19 protein-coding genes are annotated in these 21,457 nt (G+C 63.6%); 8 read left to right on the top strand and 11 right to left on the bottom strand.

The genetic code is table 11. The features are described from left to right. Positions 1-9: 9 nt before the first annotated feature. Positions 10-492: a cyclic pyranopterin monophosphate synthase MoaC gene (moaC, locus tag ACWGS8_RS13515; protein ID WP_454581423.1), complete on the top strand. Its 483-nt coding sequence runs from the start codon at positions 10-12 to the stop codon at positions 490-492. Then, positions 492-1,697, top strand: a complete 1,206-nt coding sequence (locus ACWGS8_RS13510) for a molybdopterin molybdotransferase MoeA (protein WP_454581422.1) — start codon at positions 492-494, stop codon at positions 1,695-1,697. The genes moaC and ACWGS8_RS13510 overlap by 1 nt, the downstream gene beginning before the upstream one ends. 46 nt (positions 1,698-1,743) lie before the next feature. Here ACWGS8_RS13510 and ACWGS8_RS13505 read toward each other — a convergent pair whose 3' ends face one another. Further along, complete coding sequence (locus ACWGS8_RS13505) at positions 1,744-2,574, bottom strand: alpha/beta hydrolase (protein WP_454581421.1); 831 nt, start codon at positions 2,572-2,574, stop codon at positions 1,744-1,746. A gap of 313 nt (positions 2,575-2,887) precedes the next feature. On the opposite strand from ACWGS8_RS13505, the gene ACWGS8_RS13500 reads away from it, so the two are divergent. Beyond that, a complete protein-coding gene (locus tag ACWGS8_RS13500) occupies positions 2,888-4,525 on the top strand; it encodes an AMP-binding protein (protein WP_454581420.1) in 1,638 nt (545 codons plus the stop codon). Further along, positions 4,522-5,358, top strand: a complete 837-nt coding sequence (gene kynA, locus ACWGS8_RS13495) for a tryptophan 2,3-dioxygenase (protein WP_454581419.1) — start codon at positions 4,522-4,524, stop codon at positions 5,356-5,358. The genes ACWGS8_RS13500 and kynA overlap by 4 nt, the downstream gene beginning before the upstream one ends. A gap of 67 nt (positions 5,359-5,425) precedes the next feature. On the opposite strand, the gene kynU is transcribed toward kynA, so the two are convergent. Genes kynU through ACWGS8_RS13475 form a run of 4 tightly spaced genes read right to left on the bottom strand, consistent with a single transcriptional unit; the run spans position 5,426 to position 9,447 of the window. Then, positions 5,426-6,673, bottom strand: a complete 1,248-nt coding sequence (gene kynU, locus ACWGS8_RS13490; protein WP_454581418.1) for a kynureninase — start codon at positions 6,671-6,673, stop codon at positions 5,426-5,428. Between the two features lie 19 nt (positions 6,674-6,692). After that, positions 6,693-7,616, bottom strand: a complete 924-nt coding sequence (locus ACWGS8_RS13485) for an ABC transporter permease (RefSeq protein ID WP_454581417.1) — start codon at positions 7,614-7,616, stop codon at positions 6,693-6,695. Between the two features lie 5 nt (positions 7,617-7,621). Continuing rightward, entirely contained in the window at positions 7,622-8,401 is a 780-nt protein-coding gene (locus tag ACWGS8_RS13480; RefSeq protein WP_454581416.1) for an ABC transporter ATP-binding protein, read from the bottom strand. Between the two features lie 59 nt (positions 8,402-8,460). Continuing rightward, positions 8,461-9,447, bottom strand: coding sequence for an ABC transporter substrate-binding protein (locus ACWGS8_RS13475; RefSeq protein ID WP_454581415.1), 987 nt, complete (start codon positions 9,445-9,447; stop codon positions 8,461-8,463). Positions 9,448-9,598: 151 nt separating this feature from the next. On the opposite strand from ACWGS8_RS13475, the gene ACWGS8_RS13470 reads away from it, so the two are divergent. Then, positions 9,599-10,372, top strand: a complete 774-nt coding sequence (locus ACWGS8_RS13470) for a GntR family transcriptional regulator (protein WP_454581414.1) — start codon at positions 9,599-9,601, stop codon at positions 10,370-10,372. A 378-nt stretch (positions 10,373-10,750) separates the two neighbouring features. Then, positions 10,751-11,488 (top strand): transcriptional repressor LexA, encoded by a 738-nt coding sequence (gene lexA / locus ACWGS8_RS13465; RefSeq protein WP_032933442.1) that lies wholly within the window; start codon positions 10,751-10,753, stop codon positions 11,486-11,488. Here lexA and ACWGS8_RS13460 read toward each other — a convergent pair. Beyond that, positions 11,482-13,932 (bottom strand): ComEC/Rec2 family competence protein, encoded by a 2,451-nt coding sequence (locus ACWGS8_RS13460; RefSeq protein WP_454581413.1) that lies wholly within the window; start codon positions 13,930-13,932, stop codon positions 11,482-11,484. The two genes, lexA and ACWGS8_RS13460, sit on opposite strands and share 7 nt — an antisense overlap. Positions 13,933-14,036: 104 nt before the next feature. On the opposite strand from ACWGS8_RS13460, the gene gltX reads away from it, so the two are divergent. Together gltX and gltA are read left to right on the top strand one after the other, a co-directional pair. After that, positions 14,037-15,461, top strand: a complete 1,425-nt coding sequence (gene gltX / locus ACWGS8_RS13455; protein WP_454581412.1) for a glutamate--tRNA ligase — start codon at positions 14,037-14,039, stop codon at positions 15,459-15,461. Positions 15,462-15,644: 183 nt separating this feature from the next. Then, a complete protein-coding gene (gene gltA / locus ACWGS8_RS13450; RefSeq protein ID WP_019858188.1) occupies positions 15,645-16,973 on the top strand; it encodes a citrate synthase in 1,329 nt (442 codons plus the stop codon). 49 nt (positions 16,974-17,022) lie between these two features. On the opposite strand, the gene lpxB is transcribed toward gltA, so the two are convergent. Genes lpxB through lpxD form a run of 5 tightly spaced genes read right to left on the bottom strand, consistent with a single transcriptional unit; the run spans position 17,023 to position 21,442 of the window. Beyond that, positions 17,023-18,201, bottom strand: a complete 1,179-nt coding sequence (lpxB, locus tag ACWGS8_RS13445; protein WP_454581411.1) for a lipid-A-disaccharide synthase — start codon at positions 18,199-18,201, stop codon at positions 17,023-17,025. After that, positions 18,194-19,108, bottom strand: coding sequence for an LpxI family protein (locus ACWGS8_RS13440; RefSeq protein WP_454581410.1), 915 nt, complete (start codon positions 19,106-19,108; stop codon positions 18,194-18,196). Before ACWGS8_RS13440 ends, lpxB begins: the two co-directional genes overlap by 8 nt. Next, positions 19,080-19,913: an acyl-ACP--UDP-N-acetylglucosamine O-acyltransferase gene (lpxA, locus tag ACWGS8_RS13435; protein ID WP_454581409.1), complete on the bottom strand. Its 834-nt coding sequence runs from the start codon at positions 19,911-19,913 to the stop codon at positions 19,080-19,082. Before lpxA ends, ACWGS8_RS13440 begins: the two co-directional genes overlap by 29 nt. Positions 19,914-19,926: 13 nt before the next feature. Next, positions 19,927-20,394, bottom strand: coding sequence for a 3-hydroxyacyl-ACP dehydratase FabZ (gene fabZ / locus ACWGS8_RS13430; protein ID WP_454581408.1), 468 nt, complete (start codon positions 20,392-20,394; stop codon positions 19,927-19,929). Next, a complete protein-coding gene (gene lpxD / locus ACWGS8_RS13425) occupies positions 20,387-21,442 on the bottom strand; it encodes a UDP-3-O-(3-hydroxymyristoyl)glucosamine N-acyltransferase (RefSeq protein ID WP_454581407.1) in 1,056 nt (351 codons plus the stop codon). Before lpxD ends, fabZ begins: the two co-directional genes overlap by 8 nt. Positions 21,443-21,457: the final 15 nt, after the last annotated feature.

Genomic DNA, 21,457 nt, shown 5'->3' with positions numbered 1-21,457 from the left:
CGTCTGACGATGAAGTCCGCCCTCACCCATCTCGGCACGCAGGGCGAGGCCAATATGGTCGATGTCGGCGACAAGGAAGAAACGACCCGCACCGCGGTCGCCGAAGGGTTCGTCTCGATGCAGCCCGAGACGCTGAAGACCATCCTCGCCGGCAACGCCAAGAAGGGCGATGTGCTGGGCACTGCCCGCATCGCCGGCATCATGGCGGCGAAGAAGACGCATGAGCTGGTCCCGCTCTGCCATCCACTGCTCTTGACCAAGGTTTCCGTCGACATCGAGCCCGACCATGCGCTGCCCGGCCTGAAGGTCACCGCGCTGGCGCGCGTCACCGGCAAGACCGGCGTCGAGATGGAAGCGCTGACCGCAGCATCGGTCGCCTGCCTGACCATCTACGACATGGCCAAGGCGGTCGATCGCGGCATGGTCATCTCCGGCATCCGCCTGGTCGAAAAGACCGGCGGCAAGTCCGGCGACTACAAGGCTGGCGCCTGATGGCGCTTGTTCCGGTAGCGGAGGCGCTTGAGCGCCTCTTGGATGGTGCAGCCCCCCTGGCCGGCGAAAGCGTCGCTCTGTTCGAAGCGGTCGATCGTGTGCTGGCGGAACCGGTCGCGGCACTTCGCACCCAGCCGCCCTTCAACGCCTCGGCAATGGATGGCTACGCGGTCCGCGCGGCCGATGTGGCGTCCGTGCCGTCGAAACTCACGGTGATCGGCATGGCGCCGGCCGGGCGCGGCTTTGACGGCTCAGTCGGCGAGCGCCAGGCGGTGCGCATCTTCACCGGCGCGCCGCTGCCCGAGGGTGCGAACACCATCGTCATCCAGGAAAACGTCCGCGACCTCGGCGGCGGCCATATCGAAGTGATCGAACCGACGGCCGAGTGGCGCAACATCCGCCGCGTCGGCCTCGACTTTTCCAAGGGCGACGTCCTGCTGGAGAAAGGTCGCTTGCTCGATCCGGCGGCGCTTTCGCTGGCGGCGTCGGCCAACCACCCCGTGGTCACTGTGGTCAAACGGCCGCTGGTCGCCATCATCGCCACTGGCGACGAGTTGTTGCCGCCCGGCAGCGAACTCGGGCCGGACCAGATCATCTCGTCCAACGCCTATGGCGTCGCCGCCGCCGCGCAATCGGTTGGCGCCCGCGCGCTCGATCTCGGCATTGCCGCCGACCGCAAGGACGCCATCGCAACGCTGGTCAGAAAGGCGGTCGCGGCCGGCGCGGATGTCATCGTCACGCTTGGCGGCGCCTCGGTCGGCGACCATGACCTGATCCATGACGTGCTGACCGGCGAAGGCATGGCGCTGGGCTTCTGGAAGATCGCCATGCGCCCCGGCAAGCCGCTGATGTTCGGCCGCCTCGGCGCCATCAGGTGCATCGGCCTGCCCGGCAATCCGGTGGCAAGCCTGGTCTGCTCGCAATTGTTCCTGAAGCCACTCCTGGCGAGGCTCGGCGGCCGCAATCATCGCCAGGACATCCGTCCGGCGCGACTGGGCGCCGCAATGCCGGCCAATGACCTGCGCCAGGACTATGTGCGCGCGGTGGTCAGGGAAGACGGTGGCGGGCTGGTGGCGACGCCTTTCAGCATCCAGGATTCATCCATGCTGAGGATGCTGGCCGATGCCAATGGGCTGATCGTTCGGGCGCCATTTGCCCCTGCATCCGTTGCTGGAGATTCTTGCAGCGTGCTGATGTTACGCTGAAGAACCATCCCATAACTAACTGATAACAGGACAAAAACGATCTCACCTATTGCGAGATCAAGGTTCGTGTCAGCGCATGCGCCGGATCGGCGAGGCCATCGACAATATCGAAATGATGCCGGTCGGGCTCGACCACGCAGCTGGTGGCGGCGCCTAGTCCCGTCCAGATATTGGCCAGCAGCGCATTCTGGCGCAGGAACTCCGAGCGCTCACCGCCGCCGGCCCAGCAGGTGATGCGGGCGCCATCCATGGGCCGCAGCAGTGCTGGGCTCTCGGCTTGGGCTTCGGCCTCGTCGATTGCCAAAGCGGCGTTCATACCGGTGCGCATGAGCGGGCGCAGGTCGTGCAGGCCCGAGATCGAAACGACATGGCGGATGCGCTTTGCCACATCAGCGGCGAGCGGCGTCGTTGTGGTCACCATGCGGCTGGCGAGATGTCCGCCGGCCGAATGTCCAGTCAGCATCAACGGTCCGTCGACCATTGCCGCCACTTTTTCGATCGCCGCGCCGACTTCACGGACGATGCCGGCGATGCGTATGTCCGGGCACTGCGTGTAGGACGGCATCGCCACGGCATAGCCGCTGCCGACCGCGCCCTTGGCCAGATGCGACCAGTCGCTCTTGCCGGACTCCAGCCAGTAACCGCCATGGATGAACAAGACGAGCCCCTTGGGCGCGGCCTTTGGAAGGAAAAGGTCGAGGCGGTTGCGCGGTCGCTCGCCATAGGCGATGTCGATGTGTGTTCTACCCTCTGCCGCGAGCGCGTCCCGGAAGGCTTGCGCCGGTTCCGCCCACGCGGCGGGCCAACGGTCGCTGCCCGCGATGTTCGCACCATTGGCGTAGGCATTGTCCCAATCGGCAATGCGATGTCTAGGCATCGGCACCCTCTCCCAAAAACGCATGCGTTTAACGCTAGCAATGGCCGCCACCATGCCATGCGTCAATGCTTCAGGGCAAAAACATTTTAGGCTTGAAACAAATTTCGACTGGTGCGATCCTGCCTGACAAACAGCCGACAATGGGAGGTCTGCTGTGCTGTCCGAACCTGCGGATATCCACCCTTCCGGTGGCGTCGACAGACAGGTGTAGCTGGCTGCACAAAGCCTCTCGCGAAAAGACGGGAACTTCAGATCCACCACCTCGGCCAGGCGCTCCGCGCACTGGCCAGGCAGCAAATGGGATGGCGGCGGCATGCTTGGGCCTTCAGCGCATATCGACACGTTCACGCGCGATCATCTGCCGCCGCCGGATCAGTGGCCGGATTTCCTGCTCGACGGCTTCGACTATCCCGAACATCTCAATGCCGGCGTCGAATTGACCGACAGGCTGGTCGAGAAGGGTCTTGGCGACCACACCGCCCTCATCGGCAATGGCCGCCGTCGCACTTACAAGGAACTGTCCGACTGGACGAACAGGCTGGCCCACGCGCTGGTCGAGAATTACGGCGTGAAGCCGGGCAACCGGGTGCTGATCCGCTCCGCCAACAACCCCGCAATGGTCGCCTGCTGGCTGGCCGCGACCAAGGCCGGCGCGGTCGTTGTCAACACCATGCCGATGCTGCGCGCCGGCGAGCTCACCAAGATCGTCGACAAGGCGGAAATAACCATCGCGCTCTGCGACACCAGGCTGATGGACGAGATGACCGCCTGCGCCAAGGACAGCGCCTTCCTGAAGCAGGTCATCGGCTTCGACGGTACCGCCAATCATGATGCCGAGCTCGATCGCGCCGCGCTCGACAAGCCGGTCACCTTCACCGCCGTCAACACCGGCCGCGATGATGTCGCGCTGCTCGGCTTCACCTCGGGCACGACGGGGGTGCCGAAGGCGACGATGCATTTCCACCGCGACCTCCTGATCATCGCCGATGCCTATGCCCGCGAGATCCTCCAGGTCACGCCGAACGACATCTTCGTCGGCTCGCCGCCGCTCGCCTTCACCTTCGGCCTTGGCGGCCTCGCCATCTTCCCCTTGCGCTTCGGTGCCGCGGCGACGTTACTGGAACAGGCGACGCCGCCCAACATGATCCACATCATCGAAACCTATAAAGCGACCATTTCCTTCACGGCGCCGACCGCCTACCGCGCCATGCTGAAGGCCATGGATGAAGGCGCCGACCTGTCGTCGCTGCGCGTCGCCGTATCGGCGGGCGAGACCTTGCCGGCTCCGGTCTTCGAAGAATGGACCGAGAAGACCGGCAAGCCGATCCTCGACGGCATCGGCGCCACCGAAATGCTGCACATCTTCATCTCCAACCGTTTTGGCGACAGGAAGCCCGCCTCAACCGGCAAGCCGGTCGGCGGCTATGAGGCGCGCATCGTCGACGACGCGATGCGCGAGGTGCCACGCGGCGAGACCGGGCGGCTGGCGGTGCGCGGTCCGACCGGCTGCCGCTACATGGCCGACGACAGGCAGAAGGAGTATGTGCGCGACGGCTGGAACCTGACCGGCGACACTTTCACCCAGGACGAGGACGGTTTCTTCCACTTCGCCGCGCGTTCCGACGACATGATCGTCAGCGCCGGCTACAACATTGCCGGCCCCGAGGTCGAGGCGGCACTGCTGTCGCATCCCGATGTCGCCGAATGCGCCGTGATAGGCGCCGAGGATGGCGATCGCGGCCAGATCGTCGAGGCGCATGTCGTGCTGGTGCAAGGCGTGGCGCCCGATGCGTTGACCGTCAAGCGCCTGCAGGATCACGTCAAGGCAACGATCGCGCCCTACAAATATCCGCGCTCGGTCAAATTCATCGCCGCCCTGCCCAAGACCCAGACCGGCAAGATCCAGCGCTTCCGGCTGCGCGCGGAGAAAATCACGGAGAAAATCAATTGAGCGAGCCCTACGATCCGGCGTCCGAAGGCGCACAGATGTCGTTCAAGGAACGCATGTCCTACAGCGACTATCTGCATTTGGAAAAAGTGCTGGAGGCGCAGACGCCGCTGTCGTCGGCGCATGACGAGATGCTGTTCATCGTCCAGCACCAGACCTCGGAGCTCTGGATGAAACTCGCTCTGCATGAGATCGGCGCCGCCATCAGCGCCATTCGCGCCGACCGGCTCGAGCCGAGCTTCAAGATGCTGTCGCGCGTCGCCCGCATTTTCGAGCAGCTCAACAATGCCTGGGACGTGCTGCGCACGATGACTCCAAGCGAATACACCGAATTCCGCGACGCGCTCGGCCAGTCCTCGGGCTTCCAGTCCTGGCAATACCGCGCCATCGAGTTCATGGCCGGCAACCGCAACCTGGCAATGCTCGGACCTCACAAGCACCGGCCTGACCTCAGCCAAAAACTGGAGGCAATCCTGGCCGAGCCGTCCCTCTACGACGAAGCGCTGCTGCTTCTGGCGCGCAACGGGTTTGACATCGGCGCCGACGCCAGACGCACGGGCTGGCGCGAGACGCGCAGCGAAAACGAAGAAGTCCTGGTCGCCTGGCAGACCGTCTACCGCGATCCGCAGCGCTACTGGATGTTTTATGAGCTTGCCGAGAAGCTCGTCGATTTCGAGGACTATTTCCGTCGCTGGCGCTTCAACCATGTCACGACGGTTGAGCGCATCATCGGCCTGAAGCGCGGCACCGGCGGCACCTCAGGCGCATCGTACCTGAAGAAGATGCTCGAGGTCGTGCTGTTTCCGGAACTGTGGACGGTCCGCACCCGGCTCTGACTTTTTTGCTTTGGCGCAATTACTGGGGGAAAACCGCCAGCACTTTTCTTGGAATTGCGCTGACGTCTCAGGTCACCGCCGTCTTGACTGCGAAACGTGCCTCCTGCCAGGCACCGGTGCGCAAAATGTCCTCCAGCACCTCGACTGCCTGCCAGACGTCCTTGTAGCCGACATAGAGCGGCGTGAAACCGAAGCGGATGGTCGAGGGCGCGCGGAAATCACCGATCACGCCGCGTTCGATCAAGGCGCGCATCACCTGGTAGCCATGCGGGTGGAGGAACGACACCTGGCTGCCGCGCGCATTGCCGTCGCGCGGACCTTCGAGTTCGAGGCCGTAGGCGCCGCATCTGGCTTCGACGAGCTGGATGAACAGGTCGGTGAGCGCGATGCTCTTCTTGCGCACCGCCGCCATGTCGACATCGTTCCAGATTTCGAGCGCCCCTTTCAGCGCCCGCATCGACAGCACCGGCTGCGTGCCGCACAGGAACCGGCGGATGCCGCTGCCGGCCGCATAACTTTGTTCAAAAGCGAAGGGCCGCGCATGGCCCCACCAGCCGCTCAGCGGCTGATGGACATCGTCGTGATGGCGCTTCGCGGCATAGATGAAGGCGGGCGCGCCTGGACCGCCATTGAGATATTTGTAGGTGCAGCCGATGGCGAAATCTGCGTTCGCGGCATCGAGTTCGACCGGCAATGCGCCGGCCGTATGGCAGAGATCCCAGACGATCAGCGCACCGACCTGATGGGCCTTGCACGTCAGGGCGGCCATGTCGCGCAATTGTCCGGTTTTGTAATTGACGTGGTTGACCAGGATGACGCCCACGCGCTCGTCGATCAGTTCCTCAATGGTGGGCGCATCGACGCCTTCGAGCCGCAGCACCGTGCCCGGCCGCGTCGAGGCCACGCCTTCGGCCATGTAGAGATCGGTCGGGAAACTGTCGCCCTCGGCAACGATGACCGAGCGGTTCGGCCGCATGCCAAGGGCTGTATGCAGCACCTTGTAGATGTTGATCGAGGTCGTGTCGCAGACCACCGTCTGGCCGGAAGCGGCGCCGATCAGCCGCCCGAGCTGGTCTCCGAGCGCGACCGGCATGTCGAACCAGCCGGCGGTGTTCCAGGCGCGGATGAGGTCCTGCGCCCATTCCTGCGTCGCCGCCTTTTGCAGCTCGTTGAAGACGGCGGGCGCCGCGGCACCCAGCGAGTTGCCGTCGAGGTAGATCACACCTTCCGGCAAAATGAAGCGGTCGCGCATGGCACGCAGCGGATCCGCCGCATCCATGGCTTCGATTGCCGCGAGACCGATCGTTGTACGCATGATTTGTGATATTCCCTGGTTATTCACGGATCGCTTCGCGCGCCGGCGCGGGTCCCCGGCTGCGCTTGAGGCTGGGCAAAGCAAGCATGGCGAGCACGAACAGGCCCGTGGCAAGCTTCAGGTCGGGGGGCGGCATGCCGGCGGCGAGGCAGAATGACACCAGCTGGTAATAGATGATCGCGCCGGCAAAGGGGGCCAGCAGCTGGCGCCAGACCGCCTGCTTGCCGACGACCGCCTCGCCGATCATCAGAGCGGCCAGGCCGTTGATGAGGATGCCCAATCCCATATTGACGTCGGCAAATCCCTGCGACTGCACCATCAGCGCGCCGCTCGAGGCCGAAAACGCGCTTGCCAGCCCGACACCGCCTATGGTCGCCGCCCAGACATTGATGCCCTGCGCCTCGGCCATGTCGGGATTGGCGCCGACGGCACGCACGGCGGTCCCCTTCTCGGTCCTGAAGAACATGTAGAGTGCTGCGAAGACTATGAGCGCGAGAAGGCCGGCGACGACGATCTTGCTGGCCGGAAAACCCGGCCGGGCGAACGGCACCCAGTCGAACACGGTGGGCGAGCCGAAAACCGAGAGGTTGGACTTGCCCATGATGCGAAGGTTGATGCTGTAGAGCATCGTCATCATCAGGATGCCCGCGAGCAGCGTGTGGATGCGGAAGCGCAGATGGATGAAGGCGGTGCAGCAGCCCGCCGCAAAACCCGTCACAAATGCGACGACGATGCAGGTCAGCGGCGATACGCCTGCGGCAAGAAGCACGCCGCAGACGCAGCCGCCCAGCGGAAAGGCGCCCTCGCTGGTCAGATCGGGAAAATTCAGCATGCGGAACGGGATCATGATGCCGAGCACGACAAAGGCCAGGATCAGGCTTTGCGCCAGGGTCACCGGCATGATCGCGACGAAGCTGGTCAGAACGTCCTGAATAAAGCCCATGGTGATCAGCTCGCCAGCAACATGCGGTCGGTCTTGATGGAAAAATGGCCAATCAGATCGATAACCGTGACCCTGGCCTTCTCCTCGCCGGTGACCTCGAGCAGGACCCGGCCCGCATCGAGCATGATCACCCGGCTGCCATAGTCGACGGCGTGCTGCATGTTGTGGGTCACCATCAGCGTGGTCAGCTTCAGCGCGTTGACGGCGCGCACTGTCGCCTGCATGACGATCTCGGCCGTGCGCGGGTCAAGTGCCGCTGTATGCTCGTCGAGCAGCAGCAGGTCCGGAGATCCGCCGACGGCCATGATCAGCGACAGGGACTGACGCTGCCCGCCCGAGAGCAGATCGACGCGGGTGTCGAGACGGTTTTCAAGGCCGAGGCCCAATATCGACAGGCGCTCCTTGTAGGACGCGAGCCGCGCGGCGTTCAGCCCTTGCCGCAGCGTGCGTTTTTGGCTGCGCAGATCGGCCAGCAGCATGTTTTCCGCCACGGTCATGCTTGCGGCGGTGCCGCGCATCGGATCCTGGAAGACGCGCGCCAATCTTGTGGCGCGCTTGTACACCGGCAGGGCTGTCACGTCGGCGCCGTTGATCAGGATCTTGCCGGTATCCAGAACAAGGGCTCCGGAAATGGCGTTGAGCATGCTGCTCTTGCCGGCCCCGTTGGAGCCGATGACGATGCCGAACTCGCCGGTGGCCAATGACAGGCTGAGGCCGTCCAGCGCGACCTTCTCGTCGGCCTGCCCCTTGTAGAATATTTTGCGCGCGGATCGGATATCGAGCATCATTCCTCCCTGGCGTGAAGGGCGACGGCGCCGACGCCATCGCCCCTTGCAGCTCGATATCAGTCGACGATGCAACCGCAATCGGCCATCGAGGCCGGTATCTCGATGCCGAACGCGGCCATCGCCTTGCGGGAAATCGTTGCCATGTGATCCTTGTACGCCGGGCGCGACGGCGCGATCGTCTTGGGATCCTTGCCCTTGAGGATCTCGGCGGCGATGTTGCCGGCATTGACTCCAACCTGCGTGTAATTGACCGCAAAGCTTGCCGGCACGGTGCCGTTGCGGACCGCGCTGTCATCGGAGTTGACGATCGGGATTCCGGCCTGGCGAGCGGCCGCGGAGACAGCAGCGATCGCCGGCTGGATCAGGTTGGAGGCTGGGCCGTAGATCACGTCGACCTTGCCGGCGAGCGAGGCGATGCGTTGCTGGATGTCATTGACGTTGTCGACGCCGACTTCCACGACCTCGAAGCCCGCCGCCGGCGCCGCCGCCTTGATCTTTTCGATCAGGGCAACGTCATTGGCCTCGCCCGGATTGTAAGGCACGCCGAACCGCTTGGCGTTCGGCAGCAGTTTCTTGGTGAAGGCCATCACCGCGGCGACATCCTGCAGATCGCTGGCGCCGGTCATGCCTTCATCGCCGGCGTCCCATGACGGCACCAGCTTGGCCGCCACCGGATCGGTGACCGCGGCGAAAACGATCGGAATGCTGGAGCCGGCAAGCGCCTTCTTGGCGATCTGGGAGACCGGCGTGGTGATGGTGTAGATCAGCTTGGGCTGCTCCGCCTGCAGCTTGGCAATCATCTGCGGCACCAGCGATGCATCGAAATTGGTATGGCTTTCGGTGTAGACGACGTCCTTGCCCTCGACAAAACCTTTGTCCGTCAATGCCTTCTTGAAGCCGGCTATGGCAGCGTTGAGCTGCGGATGCTCGCCGAAATTGGCGATGCCGATGCGTATCTGATCGGCCGCGGCGCTGCCGGCGCTGACCATCAATGCGCCTGCCAGGGCCAATCCCGACAGCCAAGCGGACTTCGACTTCATCATCATTTCCTCCCAGATTTGATCAGCGCCGCTCACAGGCGGCAACTGCGGGGATCATGGTCAGTCCCTCGCTGTGTGTCAAACATTATATATAATTCTTGCCATGCGCCACCATCATATATAATTTTCCAGGCCCGATGATAGACGGATCGCGATGCAGGATCAGAACAGCTCCACGAAGACCGAGGCGGCCTATCAGCTGCTGCGGCGAGATATCCTGACCACCCGCCTCATGCCGGGCGCGCCACTCAAGCTGAGTGCGCTGCGCGCCACATACGGCGTCGGCTGGACGCCGCTGCGTGAAGCCCTGTCCCGGCTTGAAGCCGAGCGCCTGGTCACCGCCATCAGCAATCGCGGTTTTGCCGTCGCTCCCGTGTCGCGCGCCGAGCTCGAGGACCTGGCGCGCGCAAGGATGGTTGTCGAAATGCCGCTGTTCCTGGAATCGATCGCGAACGGCGGCAGGGAATGGGAGGACGCGGTCGTCACCGCTCACTACCGGCTCTCCCGCTGCAAGACCGCGGTCGACGACCCTTCCGATGCGGCCGTCGACAAATGGGACGAGAGCCACGAGGCCTTCCATGCGGCGCTGTTGAGCGCGGCGACGTCCAACTGGCTGTTGCGCTTCCGCTCGACGATCGCCGATCAGCTACGGCGGCATCATCGGTTTCTCGGCCTGGCGCCGACATTGCGGGCGGCTGCCGGCCTCAAGGATGGCTATGGCGAGGCAATGGACGCTTTGCGCGAGGCGATCGCCATCGAGCATCACACCGCGATCATGGAAGCGGCGCTCGATCGCGATGTGGAGCGGGCCAAGGCGCTAATGACAGCGCATATCGGCTACACGCTGCATGTCTATGTGCACAGCGAAGACAGTGGTGCCAACACCTACACTGCGCGCGCCGGCAGCCTGAAAGCCGTTTCCGGATGAGGCTGCCGCGGTTGTCCCGATCCCAGCGGTCGAGCCTGCCCAAAGCCAGTGATCGTTGGCGTTTTGATTTCGTTTCGTTCCGCCGGAAATGGATCGACAAACCATACAAATCCGGCCCGTGAACGCCTCTCAAATGCCTGATGCCAAACCGCATTCAGGAGTAGGCCACAGGCCATTAACCAAAATGATTTCAATGCACGTAACGGCAGCGGAAGCGGTCGATCGCTGCCCGCTCCCAGGGGCAAAAAATTTCCGACGTCTTAACAAATTCATTAAACTTTAAACAGTTGCAGAACACAACTGGAACAGATAGTGTTTGTTCTGGGTTTGTTTTTCGATTCTGGTTCAACCCGTCGTTCAATGCCTTGGGGGGCCGCCATGCTGACACGCAAGCAACATGAACTGCTGATGTTCATTCATGAACGGCTCAAGGAAAGCGGTATTCCGCCATCCTTCGACGAGATGAAGGAAGCGCTCGATCTCGCCTCCAAGTCAGGCATCCATCGCCTGATCACGGCATTGGAGGAACGCGGCTTCATTCGCCGGCTGCCCAACCGGGCGCGGGCGCTGGAAGTGCTGCGGCTGCCGGATTCGATCGCACCCGGCCTCAACGCGGCAAAGAAGTTCTCGCCGAGCGTCATCCAGGGCAGTCTCGGCCAGGGCGGCCTTGGTCGCCAGATCAAGCCGGCGCCATCGCGCTTGCCGGCGGCCGGCAATGACGACGACGCGGTCTCTGCCGTGTCGATCCCGGTGATGGGCCGTATCGCCGCCGGTGTCCCGATCGATGCCATCCAGCACCAGACGCATTCGATCTCGGTGCCGCCGGACATGATCATGGGCGGCGAGCACTATGCGCTGGAGGTCAAGGGCGACTCGATGATCGAGGCCGGCATCTTTGATGGCGACACGGTGATCATCCGCAACGCCGACACGGCAAGCCCGGGCGAGATCGTCGTGGCGCTGGTCGACGAGGAGGAAGCAACCCTGAAACGGTTCCGCCGCAAGGGCGCCTCGATTGCCCTTGAAGCCGCCAACCCGGCTTACGAGACGCGGATTTTCGGGCCGGACAGGGTCAAGGTGCAAGGCAAGCTTGTCGGGCTGATCAGGCGCTACTGAGCAGGAACGGCCGGCTTTTCGGATTTTTGATAGGGCGGCAGCCCCCTCGCCTCACGCGAAAACTTTCGCTGCTCGTGCCAGGGCCGATACGGCCCGTCCACCGCGAAGCTGATGATTGGCGGACCGGTCGCCGATTGGCGGTCGAAGAAGACGGCGGCACTGCCCTTGCGGGCAAGTTGCCGCTTGGTAACGACAAGAACCAGCGGATTGTGGCAGGCATCATAGCCCGTCGCGTCATTGACGACGATCAAATCGGCGAAGCCGCAGGCTTTCCAGGTGTCCTCGCGGTCTTCGACATGCGCGATGATTGCACCGGATGGGTGCCGGGCAAGACAGACGCCATCCGTGCAGTAGAACGGTGCTCCCGGCGGCAGATTGACGGCATCGGCGATGTCGAATTGCCCGTCCGCCTTGTCGAACATCTCCGGCACGACGATGGTTTCGGACACCAGCGCGCGTTTCCAATTGTCGACGGTGAACTCGTTCGGGCGAGCCCGGCTGACCGCGAGTTCGCCGCCGCCGATCGGCAGTGCGACCAGCCGCGCATCTTCCGAGATAAGCACATCGGGCGTGCGCGTATCCGATACAGTCAGCAGGCCGGCAAGCGCGAATGGCAGTGCCGCGAGCCGCAGCCAGGTCGTCGCCATCGTCGCGATGACCAGGGCGATGGTCACCAGCAGGACGGATTGCTGCGAAATCAGCCCGACCGCATCGACCGGTGAGCGTTCCGATATCCACGCCGATATGGCTATCATCGCCGTCAGGCCCTTGCCCATCAGGTAGAGGGTCGGCGCATCCAATCCGAATGGCATCAGCAACGCGCTGGCAACGGCCAGGAACATCACGGCTGACACGATCGGCATGACGGCCAGATTGGCGAACAGGCTGAGCGGCGACACTCGCTGGAAATGCCAGATGGCAAACAGCGCCGTGGCGCAGCCGGCGATGATGGAGGTCATCGCCAACCCGCCCGTCGCCAGCAGGAATTTTCGCGTGAGAAAACCCGGCAGGGATCGCTTTGGCGGTGGCGGTCTCGCCTTTCCCGCATGATGATCCGCCCAGCCGGCATAGGCACCGATCAGCGCCGCGGTCGCGGCGAAGGACATCTGGAAGCTCGGGCCGACGACCTCATGCGGCGAAACCACAATGACGGCGATCGCCGAGATCGCCAGATTGCGCATGGTCAGCGCTGCGCGATCGAACAGCACGGCAATCAGCATCACCGCCAGCATGATGAAGCTGCGCTCGGCAGCGACGACGACGCCGGAAATGACGAGATAGGCGGCGATCGAGAAAAGGGCCGCGGCGGCCGCGTATTTCTTCACCGGCCGACGCGCGGAAAAATCCGGAAACAGCGCGAAGCCGCCGCGCAGCAGACCCATGATGGTGCCAGCGACCAGCGCCATATGCAGTCCCGAAATGGAGATGATGTGATAGATGCCAGTGCGCCGCATCGCCTCGTTGATTTCATCGGGAATGCCGGCGCGCACGCCGACGATCAGCGCCGCCGCGATCTCACCTTCAGCACCGCCGACCGTGGCCCTGATATGGTCGGCGATGGCTTCACGGGCATTTTCTATCCCTGAGAAAAGGCGGGCCGTGAGCGGCATCTCGTCGTTGGTGGCGGAGACAAGCTTTGGATTGCCGAGAAAGAAACCGCTGCCGCCAATGCCGGCAAAATAGCTGTCGAACGAGAAATCGTAGCTGTCGGGCCGCACCGGACCGGTTGGCGGCAACAGCTTGGTGTAGCCGGTGACCAAGGAACCGGCGGTCATGTCCGCCGGGATGTCTCGCGCCGAAAGCCGGACCCTTTCCGGCGCATAGCGCAGTTTCGGCCGCGCGGTCGACGTCACGTCGATGGTCAGCCGGATGCGGCCGGTCTCCATCCGGTCGAGCGAAACGACGCGGCCGGTCACTTGCGTCGAGATTTCCGAACCCAACATCTGGGTGCCCGCACGCCATGTCTCGACCTTGGCGGCAAGCAGGCCAAGCGCACACAACAATGCCGCCATGAAGCCCAGATGGGTTTTCGGCCAGGAGCGCGAAACAAGCGCACAGACCGCCATCAGCACGACGACCGCGACAGGCTTTGCAAAATCAGGCTCCGCCGCGAGCGAATAATAGCCGATCGCACCAGCGGCCAGACAAACCGGCACCAGCAGGAAGGCGACGCCCCGGTCAAGCTCGAGCTCCGCTGCGCTCGCCGCACCGTGGCGCAGGCGAGGCCAGGAAACCCTGCCGAGTTGCCGCCGGACACGCACAATCCGGCCTGAGGCAGGCGACGGAAGTATCGCCGGAATATCCGCATGCGGCGGCTGGCTCCCGGGCACCCGCACAAGAGGCGATGGCAGTGGGTTCGCCAGGGGGGCTGCAAACAGGGACCGCTCGCTGACGCCAACACTGGCGTCCTCGCCCTGTTCCCAGTCCCGGCCTCGTCCAGCCATCGGGTCTGCCCCTTGCACCCCTGTCGCCCTATGCTACATGAACGCCGGGCGCGCGAAAGTCCGCGCAGCCGCACACCCCGCTTCAGATGGTTTCCGAGAGTTTCATGTCCGACAAGGTCGTCACCCGTTTTGCCCCCTCGCCCACCGGTTACCTGCACATCGGCGGCGCGCGCACGGCGCTGTTCAACTGGCTCTATGCCAAGCACACCGACGGCACGATGCTGTTGCGCATCGAGGACACCGATCGCGAGCGTTCGACCGACGCCGCGACGGCCGCCATCCTCGACGGCCTCTCCTGGCTCGGTCTTGGCTGGGACGGCGACGCGGTCTCGCAATTCGAGCGCGCGCCGCGCCACCGCGAAGTCGCGGAGCAACTCGTGCGCCTGGGCAAGGCCTACTACAGCTACGAGACACCTGCCGAGCTTGAGGCAATGCGCGAGGCAGCACGGGCCAAGGGCCTGCCGCCGCGCTACAACGGCCAGTGGCGCGACCGCGCCCCCTCAGAGGCGCCTGCAGGCGCCAAGGGCGCCATCCGCATCAAGGCGCAGACCGAGGGCGAGACCATCGTCCACGACCGTGTCCAGGGCGAAGTGCGCTTCCCCAACAAGGATCTCGACGACTTCATCATCCTGCGTTCGGACGGCAACCCGACCTACATGCATGCCGTCGTCGTCGACGATCATGACATGGGTGTCACGCACATTATCCGCGGCGACGACCACCTCACCAATGCCGCCCGCCAGACCGTGATCTACAACGCCATGGGCTGGGACGTGCCGTCCATGTCGCACATCCCGCTGATCCATGGCGCCGATGGCGCCAAGCTGTCGAAGCGCCATGGCGCGCTCGGCGTCGAGGCCTATCGGGCCATGGGCTACCTGCCGGAGGCATTGCTCAACTACCTGGCGCGCCTGGGCTGGAGCCACGGCGATGACGAGATCATGTCGATCAGGGACATGATCTCCTGGTTCGACATCGGCGACGTCAACAAGGGCGCTGCCCGCTTCGACTTCGCCAAGCTGGAAGCGATCAACGGCGCGCATATGCGCCGCATGGCCGACACGCAGCTGCTCGACATCTTCATCGCCACTCTGCCCTATCTTGAGGGTGGCCCGGCGATGGCCGCACGCCTCAACGAACACAACAAGGCGCAGTTGCTGGCCGCCCTTCCGGGCCTGAAGGAGCGCGCCAAGACGCTGGTCGAGCTCGTCGACGGCGCGGCCTATCTGTTCGCCACGCGCCCGCTGCCGGTCGACGAGAAGGCGGCCCTCCTGCTCAATGATGACGCTCGCAAGATCCTGAGCGGCGCTCACGAGGCCTTGAACGCGCTTTCCGGCGACTGGACGGCCGCCGCGGCGGAAGCCGCGATCCGCGACTATGCGCTGGCCGGTGGCCACAAGCTTGGCGCCGTGGCCCAACCGTTGCGGGCCGCGCTGACCGGCAAAAGCACCTCGCCCGGCGTGTTCGACGTGCTTGCCGTGCTTGGGCGCGAGGAAAGCCTGGCGCGCATAGCGGATCAAATCGATTAGGAGCAAACTGGCCCAAGAAGATTGGCATTGAAAGGCGCGTTTCGCAGTGCAACATTAGGCCTTGGCCCAATCTGGCACGCACCTCCTATAATGCGGTGGCGAATACGCGCATTGCGGTGATTTCGACGTGTCGCTCTGCAGAATTTGCCTTTGCCGGCATGAGGAAACAACAAGGAGTTTGCAATGACCGAAGCTGCGAAAAAACTGGATGTGGGCGGGGCGAACCAAGAGGCTACCGCAACGCTTCAATTCGCCGGCAAGACCCATGAATTCAAGGTGCGAAGCGGCTCCGTCGGACCCGACGTTATCGACATCGCCTCGCTCTACAGCACGACCGGCGCCTTCACCTACGACCCAGGCTTTACTTCGACGGCAAGCTGCGAGTCCGAGATCACCTTCATCGACGGCGATGCCGGTATTCTTCTCCACCGCGGCTATCCGATCGACCAGCTGGCCGAACACGGCGACTTCCTCGAAGTCTGCTACCTCCTGCTCTATGGCGAACTGCCGACCAAAGCGCAGAAGGACGATTTCGATTACCGCGTAACGCGCCACACCATGGTGCACGAGCAGATGTCGCGCTTCTTCACCGGCTTCCGCCGCGACGCGCACCCGATGGCGGTGATGTGTGGCGTGGTCGGCGCGCTGTCGGCCTTCTATCACGACTCCACTGATATCTCGGACCCCTACCAGCGCATGGTCGCCTCGATGCGGCTGATCGCCAAGATGCCGACGATCGCGGCCATGGCCTACAAGTATCACATCGGCCAGCCCTTCATTTACCCGAAGAACGATCTCGGCTTCGCGGCAAACTTCCTGCATATGTGCTTTGCCGTGCCGTGCGAGGAGTACAAGATCAATCCGGTGCTGGCGCGCGCCATGGAGCGCATCTTCATCCTGCACGCCGATCACGAGCAGAATGCCTCGACCTCGACGGTTCGCCTCGCCGGCTCGTCGGGCGCCAACCCGTTCGCCTGCATCGCTGCCGGCATCGCTTGCCTGTGGGGCCCGGCCCATGGCGGCGCCAATGAAGCGGCGCTCAACATGCTGGGCGAGATCGGTCATGTCGATCACATCCCGGAGTTCATCGCCCGCGCCAAGGACAAGAACGACCCGTTCCGGCTGATGGGCTTTGGTCACCGCGTCTACAAGAACTATGATCCTCGCGCGAAAATCATGCAGAAGACGGCGCATGAGGTGCTGGGCGAACTCGGCATCAAGGACGATCCGCTGCTCGACATCGCCATGGAACTGGAAAAGATCGCGCTGACCGACCCCTATTTCATCGAGAAGAAGCTCTATCCGAATGTCGACTTCTATTCCGGCATCACGCTGAAAGCGTTGGGCTTCCCCACCACCATGTTCACCGTGCTGTTCGCGGTCGCCCGTACCGTCGGCTGGATCGCGCAGTGGAAGGAGATGATCGAGGATCCGCGCCAGAAGATCGGCCGGCCGCGCCAGCTCTACACCGGAGCGCCGGAGCGCGACTACGTGCCGATCGCCAAGCGGTAACACGAGGCAGTAGTGAATAGGCAGTAGGGATTGGGGATTTTCCTACTGCCTACTGCCTACTCACTCTCTTGATGCTCTCCATAACCACCTGTGCAGCGATCTCGCCCGACGGCTTGTCCGTCGCCATGCGCCGCGCGATCTCGGCAAAGCCGTCTTTCTGCCAGGCGCGCATGCCGCTGTCGGCGAACAATGCTTCCAGTTGTCGCGCCAGATTGTTCGGCTTGACGTACTCGTTGTAGAACTCGGGGATAAGTGCGCGATCCGAGATGAGATTGGGCAGCAGCGCCGACCAAACCGAAACAAGATATGGCGCGACGGCACGGGCGACCGGATCGAGCCTGTAGGACGACACCATCGGCACACCGGCCAAAGCCAGTTCCAGCGATACGGTTCCCGATGCGATCAGCGCGGCATCGGCCTTGCCGAAAGCCTGCCATTTGCGCCCGGGATCAACGATGATTTCGGGTTTTTCGTCCCAACGGTTGACCGAGGATTTGACGAGATCGGCGACATGCGGAACCGTCGGCAGCAGCAGCCGCAGCCGATGCCCACGCGTGCGCAGCATCGACACGGTCTCGCCGAACGGTTCGATCAGCCGCCGCACCTCGCCGCGCCGCGAGCCCGGCAGGACGAGCAATGTCTTGATCCGGTCCTGGGCAAGATCGCGCGGCAAGGCCTGCGCCTTCTGGGCGGCAAGCACGCCCGCATCATGCGTCAGGCGATGCCCGACATAGGTGCCGGGCGGGCCGCCCAGCCGTTCGAGCTCCTTCACCTCGAACGGCAGGATGCAGAGGATATGGTCGACATAGGGCTTCATCGCCACCGCCCTGCCCGGCCGCCAGGCCCAGACGCTCGGGCAGACATAGTGGATGATCGGTATCGACGGATTGGCGGTCCGCACCTTCCTGGCGACGCGCAAGGAAAAGTCCGGACTGTCGATGGTGACCAGGCAGTCCGGCCTTTCCTCGGCGATGGTTTTGGCCAGCTGGCCGATCCGCCTGACGAGGCGCGGCAGGTCGCGCAGGACGGCACTGAAACCCATCAGCGCGATCTCGCCGGCATCGAAGGGCGACACCAGGCCCAATTCCCCGAGGTGCCGGCCGCCGAGGCCGACGAGTTGCACCTCGCGGCCGGTTGCCTGGCGCAGCGAACGCACGATGTCGGCGCCAAGCAGATCACCCGATTCCTCGCCGGCGACGATCGCGATTTTCAACGCCCTGTCAGCCATGCGCAGGCTCCGCCGCGGCCAGGCCGACGATGAACAGGCCAAGTTCATTGGCGCGCGACAGGGTTGCGGGGCCTTCGAGGATCAGCGAGCGTCCCGCTTCGACCGCAATACCGGCGAGCCCGGCCGCATGTGCCGCTTCGACCGTCTGCGGTCCCATCGAAGGAAGGTCCGCACGCAGCTCCTGACCAGGCTTGGCGCATTTAACCAGGACACCGCGCGTCTTGCCGGCGATGCGGCCATGGCCTCGCAGTAGCCTCGTCCGGTCGAGCAATCCGGCCGTCCCCTCGATGCCCTCGAGCGCGATGGCCCGGCCGCCGACCGCAATCGCCGCCTGGCCGATATCCAGCGCCCCGATGGCCTTAGCCGCCGCAAAGCCCGCCTCGATGTCGCGCCAATCCGATTTCTGTGGCACCGCTTTGGTCAAGACCCCTTCGGCGGCGACGAGGTTAGGCACGATCTCGTGGGCACCCATGACCTTTATCCCTCGGGCCTCAAGACCGCGCGCCACCACCTTCAACAGGCCATCGTCGCCGCGCGCCAGCGCCCTGACGACAATTGGTATCACGGCCAGCAGGCCAAGGCTTGGGCGCAGATGCGTCAGCCTTGGCCGGCGCTTGATCTCGCCGGCAAGCACCAGATGGGTGATCCGGTGGCGTTTGAGCAGTGGAACAAGCGAGCCGATCGCCTCCAGGGCAAGGGTCTCATGCTCATACCGGCACAATTCCGGCAAACGGTCGGCTTCGCCTTCCATGAGGACGACGAAGGGCGGATGACCCTGCCCGGCCGAGCCGGCCGCGACTTCGACCGGAAGACTGCCGCCGCCGGCGATGATGCCGACCCTGGCATCTGGCGGGAGAACAAGACCGGCAGAAGCCGTCTCAGTCTTCATCGTCGGTATCGTCGCCATCGCTGCCTTTGAGCGATGGCACCGCATAGTGCCGCTTGCCGCGACTGCTGATGAAGTGGACGATCTTCATGGCGGTCGGCGAAGAGGCGAACTCGGCCTTGGCGAATTCGATGTTCTCGCCGACGGTGCGGGAGCGGTCGAAAATCGTCCTGTAGGCTTTGCGCAACAGATAGATTTCGGAACGCGGCAGGCCGGCGCGCTTGAGGCCGATGATGTTCAAACCGCGCAAGGTGGCGCGGTTGCCGACGGCAATGGCATAGGGAATGACGTCGCCAACGAAAGCCGAGCACCCGCCAAGAAAGGCGTTGTCGCCGACCCGCACGAATTGATGAACGGCACTGAGGCCGCCTATGTAGACATTGTCGCCAATCTCGCAGTGGCCGCCCAGCGTGGCGCCATTGGCGAAGGTGGCGTTCTTGCCGACAACGCAATCATGAGCGATGTGGGCGTAGGCAAGGAAATTGCCATTGTCGCCCACTGTCGTTTCGCCGCGGCTGTTGTCGGTGCCGACATGCATGGTGACGCCTTCGCGGATGGTGCAGTTGGCGCCGATGACCAGCGTTGTGCGGCCGCCCTTGTGTTTGGTGTTCTGCGGCGGTGCGCCCAATGTCGCCATCGGATAGACCTTGGTCGAGGCGCCGATGGTGGTCGCGCCCATGACGGAGACATGGCTGACCAGTTCGACACCGTCGCCGATCACGGCATCGGAGCTGATATGGCAGAATGGCCCTATGCGCACACCCTCGCCGATCTGGGCGCCCTCTTCCACGACGGAGGAAGGATGGATTGAAGTCTTGATTTTCATAAGCACTCGATCGTCAGTCGCCGGTGACCATCATGGCTGAAATCTCGGCCTCGGCCGCCTTGGTTCCATCGACCAGGGCTTCGCAGGCGAATTTGAGCAGGTTGCCGCGCTTCTTGATTTTCTTGACGTGAATCTTCAACTGGTCGCCGGGAACGACCGGCTTGCGGAATTTGGCGTTGTCGATGGTCAGGAAATAGACCAGCGACGGCTTCGACGCCCCAAGGCTGCGGATGCAGATGGCGCCGGCCGTCTGCGCCATGGCCTCGACGATAAGCACCCCCGGCATCACCGGCTGCTCCGGAAAATGCCCCTGAAAATGCGGCTCGTTGATGGTGACGTTCTTGATGCCGACGGCGGAATCGTCGCCGTCGATGTCGATGATGCGGTCGATCATCAGGAAGGGATAGCGGTGCGGCAGGAGCTTCATCAGCCCCATTATGTCGACCGCTTCCAGCGTCGTCGCCGCCACCATATCAGCCATTGTCCTTGCCCTGCTTGCGTGCCCTGGCCATCGTGCGCAACATGGCTATCTCCCGCATGGCTTCCGCCATCGGCTGTGCCGGATAACCGCCCCAGATCTCGCCGGCGGGAACATTGCTCATAAATCCACTTCTGGCGGCAAGCTTGGCTCCTGAGCCGATGGTCAGGTGATCCGCGAGCCCGACGCCGCCGCCCATCGTAACGTTGTCACCCACGACCACGGAACCGGAAATACCTGAAAGCCCGGCCACTATGCAATTGCGACCGATGCGGACGTTATGGGCGATCTGCACGAGATTGTCGATCTTGGTGCCTTGACCGATGATCGTATCGGACATGGCGCCGCGATCGACAGTGGAATTGGAGCCGATCTCGACATCGTCCTGGATGACGACCCGTCCAATCTGAGGAACGCGTTCCGGTCCCTTGGCACCGCCGACAAAGCCGAAGCCGTCCTGGCCGATCCTGGCGCCGCCATGGATGATGACCCGATTGCCGATCAGCGCATACTGGATGCTTGCGCCCGGACCGACATAACCGTCGCGGCCGATCTGGCAGGATTGTCCAATGACCGCGTTTGGCGCGATGACGGTGCCGCTGCCGATCGAGACGCCTGGCCCGATGACCACACCGGCCTCGATGATGGCACCGGCTTCGACATGCGCGGTCGAATCAATATGGGCATGCGGTGAAACACCGGTTTCACCAGTCATTGGGCCCGGCGTGGCGGCTGTCGGAAACAGCAGCCGGCCGACCAGCGCGAATGCCTGTTGCGGACGCGGATGGATCAACACAGCGACGCTGGACGGCGCCTTGTTGGCGAATTCCGCCGGGCACAGCACCGCGGCAGCGCGTAGCGACGGCATCAGCGCGGAATTACGCCTGCCGTCGACGAAGACGAGCGCATTGGCGCCGCCCTCGTGGGCCGGCGCCAGCGCCTCGATCGAAACGTCGGATTGGCCGGAATCGACAAGCACCGAGCCGGTCAGATTCGCGACTTCGGCCGCCGTATACCGGCGTGATGGCGCGAAGAACACCGGATCGGTCATTCCAGAAGCTATATC

The sequence above is a fragment of the Mesorhizobium sp. 43Arga genome, from assembly GCF_053714255.1.
This window is presented reverse-complemented; position numbering and strand designations above follow the sequence as displayed.

Coding starts and splice junctions, on each gene's coding strand:
- moaC (WP_454581423.1), top strand. CDS start 10: ATGAAGTCCGCCCTCACCCATCTCGGCACGCAGGGCGAGGCCAATATG.
- ACWGS8_RS13510 (WP_454581422.1), top strand. CDS start 492: ATGGCGCTTGTTCCGGTAGCGGAGGCGCTTGAGCGCCTCTTGGATGGT.
- ACWGS8_RS13505 (WP_454581421.1), bottom strand. CDS start 2,574: ATGCCTAGACATCGCATTGCCGATTGGGACAATGCCTACGCCAATGGT.
- ACWGS8_RS13500 (WP_454581420.1), top strand. CDS start 2,888: ATGCTTGGGCCTTCAGCGCATATCGACACGTTCACGCGCGATCATCTG.
- kynU (WP_454581418.1), bottom strand. CDS start 6,673: ATGCGTACAACGATCGGTCTCGCGGCAATCGAAGCCATGGATGCGGCG.
- ACWGS8_RS13485 (WP_454581417.1), bottom strand. CDS start 7,616: ATGGGCTTTATTCAGGACGTTCTGACCAGCTTCGTCGCGATCATGCCG.
- ACWGS8_RS13480 (WP_454581416.1), bottom strand. CDS start 8,401: ATGCTCGATATCCGATCCGCGCGCAAAATATTCTACAAGGGGCAGGCC.
- ACWGS8_RS13475 (WP_454581415.1), bottom strand. CDS start 9,447: ATGATGAAGTCGAAGTCCGCTTGGCTGTCGGGATTGGCCCTGGCAGGC.
- ACWGS8_RS13470 (WP_454581414.1), top strand. CDS start 9,599: ATGCAGGATCAGAACAGCTCCACGAAGACCGAGGCGGCCTATCAGCTG.
- lexA (WP_032933442.1), top strand. CDS start 10,751: ATGCTGACACGCAAGCAACATGAACTGCTGATGTTCATTCATGAACGG.
- ACWGS8_RS13460 (WP_454581413.1), bottom strand. CDS start 13,932: ATGGCTGGACGAGGCCGGGACTGGGAACAGGGCGAGGACGCCAGTGTT.
- gltX (WP_454581412.1), top strand. CDS start 14,037: ATGTCCGACAAGGTCGTCACCCGTTTTGCCCCCTCGCCCACCGGTTAC.
- gltA (WP_019858188.1), top strand. CDS start 15,645: ATGACCGAAGCTGCGAAAAAACTGGATGTGGGCGGGGCGAACCAAGAG.
- lpxB (WP_454581411.1), bottom strand. CDS start 18,201: ATGGCTGACAGGGCGTTGAAAATCGCGATCGTCGCCGGCGAGGAATCG.
- ACWGS8_RS13440 (WP_454581410.1), bottom strand. CDS start 19,108: ATGGCGACGATACCGACGATGAAGACTGAGACGGCTTCTGCCGGTCTT.
- lpxA (WP_454581409.1), bottom strand. CDS start 19,913: ATGAAAATCAAGACTTCAATCCATCCTTCCTCCGTCGTGGAAGAGGGC.
- fabZ (WP_454581408.1), bottom strand. CDS start 20,394: ATGGCTGATATGGTGGCGGCGACGACGCTGGAAGCGGTCGACATAATG.
- lpxD (WP_454581407.1), bottom strand. CDS start 21,442: ATGACCGATCCGGTGTTCTTCGCGCCATCACGCCGGTATACGGCGGCC.